Origin of the sequence: Lawsonibacter sp. (assembly GCF_022777125.1) — a bacterium.
GTDB lineage: Bacteria > Bacillota > Clostridia > Oscillospirales > Oscillospiraceae > Lawsonibacter_A > Lawsonibacter_A hominis.
Map to the genome: position 1 here is coordinate 1 of NZ_JALFGV010000002.1, position 9,509 is coordinate 9,509.

The following is a 9,509-nucleotide window of genomic DNA, read 5'->3' on the forward strand; positions in this document are numbered from 1 at the left end:
TTCAGTTGTACAATTTTCTCGGACATGGTTTACAGACTCCTTTCAGAATGGTGTGTCGCAACTTCATTCTACCAGAGTTCTGCAAACCATGTCTCTTTTTATCCTCTTTTATATTTGCGCAACTTATTTTACCTTATCGGCCCGGGCAGGCTTTCCTTCTGCGCCGCCTCCAAACGAAAAGACACACCATTCGGTGTGTCTTTTCGTTTCAGGCTGCCGAAAACCCTCCTGGAGAAGAGCCTGGCAGAGTTGAGTCGTCCGCAGACGACGGAAGGAAAGGAAGCTCCGTCATTTCCGGCGACACGTGCGTCGGAAATGACACCTTTCATGACGGACAGGGCGACTTTTCTGCAAGAATCGAGCCCTGTTCGTCATGCATTCCTCGGTCGAAAAAGGCCAGAGGCCTTTTTCGGCAAACTGAGACCGGATCGGGACCCGCGCGGCGGGGCGGCTCTTCTGCGCCGCTGGCGCAAACCCTTGGCGCAAAGCGAATTCACTTCGCCCGAGCATTGAACTATCCCCAGGTATCCAAAAAGAAGCACCAGCCGTTGGCTGGTGTTTCTTTTTGGAGGCGACACCCAGATTCGAACTGGGGGTGGAGCTTTTGCAGAGCTCTGCCTTACCACTTGGCTATGTCGCCCTATGGATAACAGGAGCAATTCTTTGCTCCTGTTATCATTTGTCTGGAGCAGGTGACGAGGCTCGAACTCGCTACCTCCACCTTGGCAAGGTGGCGCTCTACCAGATGAGCTACACCTGCGTGTCAACAGCACATCTTATGCCCAAGGCACGCATTTGATACCTATGAAACTGTCTTCCCCGGCGGACGCCCACAGGCATCCGCCGGAGAATGGTGCCTCCGGCCGGAATCGAACCAGCGACACGGGGATTTTCAGTCCCCTGCTCTACCAACTGAGCTACAGAGGCGAATGGCGACGCGGAAGGGACTTGAACCCTCGACCTCCGGCGTGACAGGCCGGCGTTCTAACCAACTGAACTACCGCGCCAGACGGTAGGGGGTTTGGGGAACCGCAATGCGGCTGGTGGGAACAACAGGGCTCGAACCTGTGACATCATGCTTGTAAGGCATGCGCTCTCCCAGCTGAGCTATGCTCCCTTGTCCGTGCTCAAACTCAAGCAGCGAAGGTTATTATACTAAAACCTCCCACTCTTGTCAACCACTAAAATCACTTTTCCCACATTTTTTGCTGGCGTCTCTTACAGAGACGCCAGCAGCGCCTCCAGCGCTTCCCGGGAATAGTGGTACGCCTGATCGCAGAACTGACACGTCAGCTCCGCCTTCCCCTGCTCCCGGATCAGCGCCTCCAGCTCCTCCCGGCCCATACTGATCAGGGCCCGGGTCACCCGGTCCCGGCTGCAATAGCAGCGGTACTCCACCGGCTCCTGCGCGAGCACCTCCAGCTCGAACGCCCCCAGCACCTGCTCCAGCAGCGCCCGCGCGTCGGCGCCGGAGCGCAGGGCCTCTGTGACGGGCCCCACCGTCTGGATGCCCTGCTCAATGGCGCTGATCACTCCATCGTCCGCGCCGGGCAGCAGCTGGATCAGATATCCCCCGGCGCACAGCACGCTCTGGTCGACCTCCACCAGCACGCCCAGCGCGCAGGCCGTTGGGATCTGTTCGCTTTCCGCGAAGTAGGAGGTCACATCCTCGGCGATCTCCCCGGAGACCAGAGGGACCGTGCCCACATAGGGCTCTTTCATCTGCAGGTCCTTGATGACGGTCAAAGCGCCGGGAAGCCCCACGGCGGAGCCCACATCCAGTTTGGCCGGCCCCTTGAGGGGCAGATCCACCTGGGGATTCTGCACATACCCCCGGGCGTTTCCGGAGCTGTCGGATACCACGGTGATCCGTCCCAGGGGGCCCGCGCCCTTGATCTGTAGGGTGACGGAGCCCTTCTCCTCTTTGAGCTGATTTCCCATCATGGAACAGGCCATGAGGGCGCGGCCCAGCGCGGCGGTGGCCACGGGCAGGGTCCTGTGGATCTGCCGGGCACGCTCCACCATGTCTCTTGCGGTGATGGCCGAGGCCTTGACGGGCACGTCCTTTGCCAGAACGCGGATGATACTGTCTGCCATGTTCGTCAGGATTCCTTTCGCGCGGCAAAAAAGATGCGTCCCTCCCCCGCTTTGGGGGCGCGCAGCTTCCGCTCGCCGTATTGTTTGATGCGGGAAAAGCCCGCCCGGATCAGCAGCGCCTCCAGCTCGTCCGGCTCGTAGGCGTATTCCTCGTGGAGCTCTTCCGCCCGGCTCCAGCGGCCGTCCGGCTCCAGGGTAAACAGGTCCATCCCGTAGGTGCATACGCGGCGGCGCGCGGAATAGTCCGCCCGCCAGACGCAGTAGGCGTCCGCGCTCTCGTCCAGGAATACCTGCCCGTCCAGGGCGCGCAGCTTGTCCGGCGTGTTGACGTCGAACACGAACAGCCCGCCGGGCATCAGGAAGGTATGCACCCGCTGAAAGGCCCGCTCCAGCTTTTGGGGGCTTGTAACGTAATTGACGCTGTCCAGGCAGCAGACGCAGGCGTCGATGGTCCCGTACAGATCCAGCTTGTCCATGGACTGGTGGAGAAAAAGGGGCGGGATCTCAGATGCCTGCCGGCACTTTTCGGCGGCCTGAGCCAGCATTTCCTCCGACTGGTCCACCCCGATCATCTCATACCCCCGCCGGGCCAGCTCCAAGGTCAGGCTGCCGGTACCGCAGGCCAGGTCCAGCACCGTATGGATGGGCAGGGCGCTGCGGGCAAAGTGGCGCTCCAGATAGTCTGCCCAGCGGACGTAGTCCACATCCCGGGTGAACTGATCGTAGCACCCGGCCAGGTTCTCATACGCCATGCTGATCCATCTGCTCCTTGATCCTGGGCAGCACCGCCTGATAGCCGTCCGCCCCATACTGGAGGGACCGGTTCACCCGGCTGATGGTGGCGCTGGACGCGCCGGTGCGCTCCAGGATATCGTTGTAGATCATGCCGTCGGACAGGAGCATCGCCACCTCGAAGCGCTGCTCCATAGCACGCAGCTCCGCCACCGTGCACAGGTCGGAGAAAAATTTCTTGCACTCGTCCAGATCCCGGAGCGTCAAAATGGCCTGATAGAGCACGTCGCTGTGCTCCCGCTTTTCGTTTTTTGTCATTTGCACGTTTGCCTCCCAATCGTTTCTCAGGAAAAGCGCCTTGTTCAACAACTCCTATTTTACCAAAGTGAAGTATGGAAGTAAACCACTTTTTCATAGGATTGCCAAAGTCGTACGACATTTGCTTTGCCCCGGCGGGCCGCCGCCCGCTCGAAAAAAGCGGCTGGGCCGCCCTTTCGACCCTTCTCTTTTTCACCCTTGCGTGAAATGCGCCATACGCTGTAGAGAGAAATGAGCCGATGGGAGGCGCGGGCATGAAGATAGAAGACGGACTTTGGAAGCAAACGCTGAACTGGGAGGGCGAACCGGTTTTGACGGTTTCCCTGCAATTTCCCCGGCTGTCGGAGGAGACGGCCGGGCAGCGCCGGATCGCCCGGTACTACCGGCAGGCGGCCGAACAGTGGAAGGCGCGGTGGACAGGGCCGCTTTTTCTCCGGGCCCAGGCGGCGGCGCGCCTTGCCCGGGAGCAGTCCCGCCCCTTCCGCCCCTGGGAGGCGGCGCTCACATACCGCCTCACCGTTCAGTCGGAGACGCTGCTCAGCCTCTATCTGGACGCCTATGAGTTTTCCGGCGGAGCGCACGGGGTCACGGTGCGGCAGGGAGACACCTGGGAGCTGCCCCGGGGCCTGCCCCGCTCGCTGGCCTCCTTTTTCCCGCCCCGCTTCCGCTGGCGGCGGGCCGTGCTGGAACAGGTGCGCGCACAGATCGAGGCGCGGCTGGCCAACGGCGAGGCCTGGTTCTTTGAGGACTGGCGGCAGCGGCTGCCCGCAGCCTTTGACCCGGAACACTTTTACTGTACCCAAGCGGGTCCGGCGGTCTTTTTCCCGCTCTACCGCATCGCCCCTTACGCCGAGGGGATCCCCGTCTTTCCCCTTTCCCTGCCGGAAGAAGCAGCGTGCCGCTAAAGCAGCAACGCCCTTTTACCGGCAGGGCTGCGGCCCGCTGCGGGCGCGAAGTCTGTGCGGCCCTGTTTCCAGGAAAATTTCTTCCCTTCTTCCGGCGATCGGCGCAGATTTTTTTACATTTTATGCCTTGTCTTTGCAAAAAATCCGCGATATAATAAGTGCCGCTGTGGGCCCGGCCGGGGCTGCGGCATGTTCGCACGCGGGAAAAGGCCAATGCGCGAATCCCCGCGGCAGGAGGAACATCATGGTCAAAGCAATCGTTGGCGCAAACTGGGGCGACGAGGGCAAGGGCAAGATCACGGATCTGCTGGCCGAAGCGTCCGACGTGGTCATCCGTTTCCAGGGCGGGGCCAATGCCGGTCACACGATCATCTGCGATTACGGAAAGTTCGCACTGCATCAGCTTCCCTCCGGCGTCTTCTACCCTCACACCACGAACATCATCGGCAACGGCGTAGCGCTGGACGTACCCAAATTCATCGCCGAGCTCAAGAGTCTTGCCGACGGCGGCGTACCCGCCCCCAAGGTCATCGTGGACCAGCGTACGCAGGTGCTCATGCCCTATCATGTGCTGCTGGACACCTACGAGGAAGAGCGTCTGGCCGGGGCCGCCTTTGGCTCCACCAAGTCGGGCATCGCCCCCTTTTATTCGGATAAATACGCCAAGATCGGCATCCAGGTGGCTGATCTTTGGGATGAGACACGGCTCATGGGTCAGCTCAGGCACGCCTGTACGCTGAAAAATGTGCTCATGGAACACCTCTACCACAAGCCGCTCCTGGACCCCGAGGCCCTGTTCGACACCCTGATGGGCTACCGGGACGCTCTGACGCCCTATGTGGGCGACGCGGTCACCTTCGTCCACGAGGCGCTCTCCGCCGGAAAGCAGGTCCTGCTGGAAGGGCAATTGGGCTCCATGAAAGACCCGGACCTGGGCATCTGTCCCTTCACCACCTCGTCCCACACCCTGGCCGGCTTCGGTACGGTGGGCGGTGCGGTGCCCCCCACCGCCATCACGGACGTGGTCTGCGTCTCCAAGGCCTATTCTTCCGCCGTAGGCGCGGGGGCCTTTGTCTCCGAGCTGTTCGGCGAAGAAGCGGAGCAGCTGCGCCGCCGGGGCGGCGACGCCGGCGAGTACGGCGCCACCACCGGGCGCCCCCGCCGTGTGGGCTGGTTCGACGCGGTGGCCACCCGGTACGGCTGCATGGTCCAGGGCGCCACGGAAGTAGTGCTTACCGCCATCGACTGTCTGGGCTATCTGGACGAGATCAAGGTATGCACCGGCTACGAGATCGACGGCAAAACGACCGACGTCTTCCCGGTCCCCGCTCTGCTGGAGCGGGCCAAGCCCGTTTACACCACGCTGCCCGGCTGGAAATGCGATATCCGCGGCCAGACCGATTATGCCAAGCTGCCTCAGGCGGCCCGGGACTATGTGGACTTCATCGAAGCGCGCCTTGGCTGTCCCATCAAGCTGGTCTCCACCGGCCCCAAGCGTCACGAGATCACCCGCCGCAAATGACCCCGCGCAAACGGAAGCCGCAAAGCGTTGCTTTGCGGCTTCTTTTTTGACGCATGGACCGCCGTCCTGCGCCGCCCTCCTCCAATAATAGGAACCCCCCGGCATAGCCGGGGGGTTCTCCATATGCGGGCAAAGCCCTATGTTACTAGCAGCGCCTGCTGGCGCTTGTTACGGTCTGCCAGCTGCGAGGGGCTTGTTACTTGCTACCCTTAAAAGGGTCTACAAATTCTTTCATCGTAATTTGATCCTGTATCTTGTCTTCGTCCAACTGGTGCTTGATATACTCTGCTATTGCTTTTGCGTTCTTTCCGGCTGTATCCACATAATATCCTCTGCACCAAAATTGTCGATTCCCGTATTTATATTTCAGATTTGCATGTCTCTCATAAATAAGCAGCATACTTTTCCCTTTTAGAAATCCTACAAATCCAGATACGCTAATCTTTGGCGGTATACTTACCAACATATGAATATGGTCTGGGCATACTTCTGCTTCTATAATCTCAACTTGTTTCCACTCACATAATCTCCTAAGTATTTCTCCTATTTCTTGCTTCTTCTCCTGATAAAATAGCTTCCTCCGGTACTTTGGGGCAAACACTATGTGATATTTACAGTTCCATCTTGTATGTGATAAACTATTTGCGTCATTCATTTGGATGACCTCCCTTTGCTTCCTTTTGTGCAGTTACCAGACCGCACATCAAGTATAGCAAAGGGAGTTTTTATTGCCTACTCTCCGCTAAAGCTTTTACGGAACTCCCCGGCACAGCCGGGGGTTTTCAGACTACAAAAACAGCTCCCGGCCCCATTGCCGGAAGCTTCTGCTGCGCGGCAGTCCTATCGGACGGCCGGAAACAGTCCATGACGGCACGCCAAGGGCTGCCGGACCAATCGTTCCGCTGCATCCCCGGGGAGTCCCAAAGCTCGGAATACGCCCCCAGCAGCGTCCCGCCGCCGCACAGCCAAGCTGCAGGGCCGGCATGGCAGCCATCCGGTTCCTTCATCAGGGTCACTCCGTTCCGTCTGTCTCCGACGGACGGAGCAGCGCGCCGGTTCGCCGGAGAAATGCTGGCACCCTTACCTGTTCGTTCCATACGCCACGATCGTTTCGGTCAAACATGTTTCATTTTTGGCCAAAAACGACGGGGGCAGCGCCCCAGTCGTTCGGCTGAGGCGCTGCCCCCTTAACTCCCCAATCCGCAGAAGCGGCGTTACGCGTTGCGCTGGAGGTCCCGGAAGGCCCGCCAGGGGCTGCCCTTCCAATAACGCTCCCGGAGCGTGTTGTACCCGCCCAGCTGCATCAGGCGGTACCCTTCCTTCCACTCGTTCTTCCGATCCCTTGTCATCGTCATACGGCGCGCTCCTTTCTGTATTTCGTGGTTGACTTCCTTCTGATTGCAGTATACAATACTTCCATACATGAGTCAAACGAATCTTTTTTATGTTTATCATGAGCGATTGGAATGATACAAATGAACACCACCAAGTGTCAGATCCTATTGAAAGCGGTGGAGCTGGGGAGCATCACCCGCGCGGCGGAGGCCCTGGGCTACACCCAGTCGGCGGTAAGCCGCGCCGTAGCGGATCTGGAGCGGGAGTGGGACGTGGCGCTGCTCACCCGAAACCGGAGTGGGACGGTGCTCACCTCCCAGGGGGAAGCCCTGCTTCCCTATCTGCAGGCCCTCTGCAACGCCGGGCGGGAATTGGAGACCCAAGTGGCCGCCCTTCATGGGCTGACCCGGGGCACTCTGCGGGTGGGCACCTTTGCCAGCGCCTCCATTCAGCTGCTGCCCGCCATCATGAAGGAATTTATGGGCCTGTATCCCGGTATCCGGTTCGAGCTGCTCTGCTGCTGGGAGTTCGCCCAGGTGGAGGATCTGATTCGCCGGGGCCAGGCGGACTGCGGCTTTCTGGGCCTTCCGGTCGGGCCGGACCTGGAGACCTTTCCCCTGTTCCGGGATCAGCTCATGGCCATCCTGCCCCCGGATCACCCGCTGTCCCAAGCCCCATTCTACCCGATGGCCCGTTTTGCGGAGGATCCTTTCATCCGTGTGCCGGAGGACCGGGACGTGGAATTTGGCCGCATCTTTCAGCAGGCCGGTGTGCGCCCCAACCTCCATTACACCGTCAACGACGATTTTGCGATCCAGGCCATGGTGGAGCAGGGGCTGGGCGTGAGCATCCAGCCCGAGCTGATCCTGCAAAATTCCGGCCACCGTTTTGCGGCCATCCCTTTGGAACAGCCCCACTTCCGGGATCTGGTCCTGGCCGTGCGGAGGGGGCGCGCCCCCTCCGTCCTTACCGCCCGCTTTGTGGACTGCGTCCGCCGCTGGATCGGCCAGGCGCATCCGTCGGGAGCGTAACCGTTCAATTTTGATTTTACATCTTTCCGCAAATATAGTATAATCCATTCAGCGCGGCAAAGCTGCCGCCATGATTTGAATTGAATTAGGAGTGTTGTTGCATGAGCCGGATGGTCGGTACCGTATCAAGGGGGATTCGCGCTCCCATCATCCGCAGCGGGGACGACCTGGTGGAGATCGTCACCCAGTCTGTTCTTGAGGCCGCCCGCCAGGACGGCTTTTCCGTCCGTGACCGGGACGTAATCGCCATGACCGAGGCCATCGTGGCCCGGGCCCAGGGAAATTACGCCACCGTGGACGACATCGCCGCCGACGTGCGCGCCAAACTGGGCGGCGGCACGGTAGGCGTACTGTTCCCCATCCTCAGCCGGAACCGCTTTGCCATCTGCCTGCGGGGCATTGCCAAAGGCGCCAAAAAAATCGTCCTGATGCTCTCCTATCCCTCGGACGAGGTGGGCAACCATCTGATCGACGTGGACCGGATGGACGAAAAGGGCGTAGACCCCTATCGGGACGTGCTTACCCTGGAGCGCTACCGCGAGCTGTTCGGATACACCACCCATCCATTCACCGGTGTGGACTATGTGGACTATTACGCCCAGCTCATCCGGGAAAGCGGCGCGGAGGCGGAGATCCTCTTCGCCAACGACCCCAAAGCCATCCTGCCCTATGCCAGGGATGTGCTCTGCTGCGATATCCATACCCGCCAGCGCACCAAGCGGCGTCTGAAAGCCGCCGGAGCGGAACGGGTGCTGGGGCTGGACGAGATCATGACCGCCCCGGTGAACGGCAGCGGCTGCAATGAGCGATACGGCCTGCTGGGCTCCAACAAATCCACGGAGGATAAAGTGAAGCTCTTCCCCCGGGACTGCCAGGGCCTGGTGGAGGCCATTCAGGCCCGGCTGCTCTCTGAGACCGGCCGGCACGTGGAAGTCATGGTCTACGGCGACGGGGCCTTCAAGGACCCGGTAGGCAAAATCTGGGAGCTGGCCGACCCGGTGATCTCCCCCGCTTACACCGCCGGGCTGGAGGGTACGCCCAACGAGCTCAAGCTGAAGTATCTGGCGGATAATGATTTTGCCGCCCTCTCCGGCGAGGCCCTGCGGGATGCCATCAAGGGCGAGATCCAGAAGAAGGACGGCAGTCTGGTGGGCAAGATGGCCGCTCAGGGCACTACCCCCCGGCGGCTCACCGACCTGATCGGCTCCCTGTGCGACCTGACCTCCGGCTCGGGCGACAAGGGGACCCCCATCGTCCATATCCAGGGCTATTTCGACAATTATACCACGGAATAACGCAGGCGCGCCGCCCGCCGCTGCGGCGGCGAAGCGCTGCGGGGCTTTTGGGACACACCGGCGCCCCGGGCTATTGGCCCGGGGCGCCGGAGACTGTCGAAAAAGTGGCTTCGTCACTTTTTCGAGAAGGCTGCACGAATTTTCACCTCGATTTCTTGCGAAATGGTCGGCAATAATTTCGTGAGAAGTGTTATTTCCGAGGCACATGTCCCCGGAAATGACCGTCTTTGATTTTATTCCGTCGTCTGCGGACGACGGAACTCTGCGAGGCTCT

General features: G+C 60.4%; 10 protein-coding genes and 5 tRNA genes. 5 read left to right on the top strand and 10 right to left on the bottom strand.

What is annotated here, in order from left to right:
• A partial coding sequence (locus MR825_RS00030) for a hypothetical protein (RefSeq protein WP_287877851.1) occupies positions 1 to 513 on the top strand: 513 nt, incomplete at its 5' end.
• A gap of 53 nt (positions 514 to 566) precedes the next feature.
• Here MR825_RS00030 and MR825_RS00035 read toward each other — a convergent pair.
• The 8 genes from MR825_RS00035 to MR825_RS00070 form a co-directional block, all read right to left on the bottom strand.
• A tRNA-Cys gene (locus MR825_RS00035) sits at positions 567 to 640 on the bottom strand.
• 44 nt (positions 641 to 684) lie between these two features.
• Positions 685 to 760, bottom strand: a tRNA-Gly gene (locus MR825_RS00040).
• 91 nt (positions 761 to 851) lie between these two features.
• Positions 852 to 927: transfer RNA gene (locus tag MR825_RS00045), tRNA-Phe, on the bottom strand.
• A 3-nt stretch (positions 928 to 930) separates the two neighbouring features.
• Positions 931 to 1,007, bottom strand: a tRNA-Asp gene (locus MR825_RS00050).
• Positions 1,008 to 1,041: 34 nt separating this feature from the next.
• Positions 1,042 to 1,117: transfer RNA gene (locus tag MR825_RS00055), tRNA-Val, on the bottom strand.
• Between the two features lie 101 nt (positions 1,118 to 1,218).
• Entirely contained in the window at positions 1,219 to 2,097 is an 879-nt protein-coding gene (gene hslO / locus MR825_RS00060; protein ID WP_287877854.1) for an Hsp33 family molecular chaperone HslO, read from the bottom strand.
• A gap of 5 nt (positions 2,098 to 2,102) precedes the next feature.
• Positions 2,103 to 2,849, bottom strand: coding sequence for a class I SAM-dependent DNA methyltransferase (locus tag MR825_RS00065; protein ID WP_287877856.1), 747 nt, complete (start codon positions 2,847 to 2,849; stop codon positions 2,103 to 2,105).
• The gene (locus MR825_RS00070; protein WP_186908944.1) at positions 2,839 to 3,147 is read right to left on the bottom strand and encodes a YerC/YecD family TrpR-related protein; all 309 of its coding nucleotides are present in this window, start codon (positions 3,145 to 3,147) and stop codon (positions 2,839 to 2,841) included. Before MR825_RS00070 ends, MR825_RS00065 begins: the two co-directional genes overlap by 11 nt.
• A 254-nt stretch (positions 3,148 to 3,401) precedes the next feature.
• Here MR825_RS00070 and MR825_RS00075 point away from each other — a divergent pair, with 254 nt between their 5' ends.
• Positions 3,402 to 4,052, top strand: coding sequence for a DUF3298 and DUF4163 domain-containing protein (locus MR825_RS00075; RefSeq protein ID WP_243204863.1), 651 nt, complete (start codon positions 3,402 to 3,404; stop codon positions 4,050 to 4,052).
• 244 nt (positions 4,053 to 4,296) lie between these two features.
• Complete coding sequence (locus tag MR825_RS00080; RefSeq protein WP_287877865.1) at positions 4,297 to 5,574, top strand: adenylosuccinate synthase; 1,278 nt, start codon at positions 4,297 to 4,299, stop codon at positions 5,572 to 5,574.
• A gap of 196 nt (positions 5,575 to 5,770) precedes the next feature.
• On the opposite strand, the gene tnpA is transcribed toward MR825_RS00080, so the two are convergent.
• Together tnpA and MR825_RS00090 are read right to left on the bottom strand one after the other, a co-directional pair.
• The gene (gene tnpA, locus MR825_RS00085) at positions 5,771 to 6,229 is read right to left on the bottom strand and encodes an IS200/IS605 family transposase (RefSeq protein ID WP_186908102.1); all 459 of its coding nucleotides are present in this window, start codon (positions 6,227 to 6,229) and stop codon (positions 5,771 to 5,773) included.
• 559 nt (positions 6,230 to 6,788) lie between these two features.
• Entirely contained in the window at positions 6,789 to 6,929 is a 141-nt protein-coding gene (locus MR825_RS00090; protein ID WP_186908941.1) for a hypothetical protein, read from the bottom strand.
• Between the two features lie 120 nt (positions 6,930 to 7,049).
• On the opposite strand from MR825_RS00090, the gene MR825_RS00095 reads away from it, so the two are divergent.
• Together MR825_RS00095 and MR825_RS00100 are read left to right on the top strand one after the other, a co-directional pair.
• Positions 7,050 to 7,940 (top strand): LysR family transcriptional regulator, encoded by an 891-nt coding sequence (locus MR825_RS00095; RefSeq protein ID WP_243204862.1) that lies wholly within the window; start codon positions 7,050 to 7,052, stop codon positions 7,938 to 7,940.
• A gap of 101 nt (positions 7,941 to 8,041) precedes the next feature.
• Entirely contained in the window at positions 8,042 to 9,235 is a 1,194-nt protein-coding gene (locus MR825_RS00100; protein WP_287877874.1) for a coenzyme F420-0:L-glutamate ligase, read from the top strand.
• Positions 9,236 to 9,509 lie beyond the last annotated feature (274 nt).

Bases quoted from the DNA above. Each gene is read 5' to 3' on its own strand.
- MR825_RS00090 (WP_186908941.1), bottom strand. From the start codon at position 6,929: ATGACGATGACAAGGGATCGGAAGAACGAGTGGAAGGAAGGGTACCGC.
- MR825_RS00070 (WP_186908944.1), bottom strand. From the start codon at position 3,147: ATGACAAAAAACGAAAAGCGGGAGCACAGCGACGTGCTCTATCAGGCC.
- tnpA (WP_186908102.1), bottom strand. From the start codon at position 6,229: ATGAATGACGCAAATAGTTTATCACATACAAGATGGAACTGTAAATAT.
- MR825_RS00065 (WP_287877856.1), bottom strand. From the start codon at position 2,849: ATGGCGTATGAGAACCTGGCCGGGTGCTACGATCAGTTCACCCGGGAT.
- MR825_RS00095 (WP_243204862.1), top strand. From the start codon at position 7,050: ATGAACACCACCAAGTGTCAGATCCTATTGAAAGCGGTGGAGCTGGGG.
- MR825_RS00080 (WP_287877865.1), top strand. From the start codon at position 4,297: ATGGTCAAAGCAATCGTTGGCGCAAACTGGGGCGACGAGGGCAAGGGC.
- MR825_RS00100 (WP_287877874.1), top strand. From the start codon at position 8,042: ATGAGCCGGATGGTCGGTACCGTATCAAGGGGGATTCGCGCTCCCATC.
- hslO (WP_287877854.1), bottom strand. From the start codon at position 2,097: ATGGCAGACAGTATCATCCGCGTTCTGGCAAAGGACGTGCCCGTCAAG.
- MR825_RS00075 (WP_243204863.1), top strand. From the start codon at position 3,402: ATGAAGATAGAAGACGGACTTTGGAAGCAAACGCTGAACTGGGAGGGC.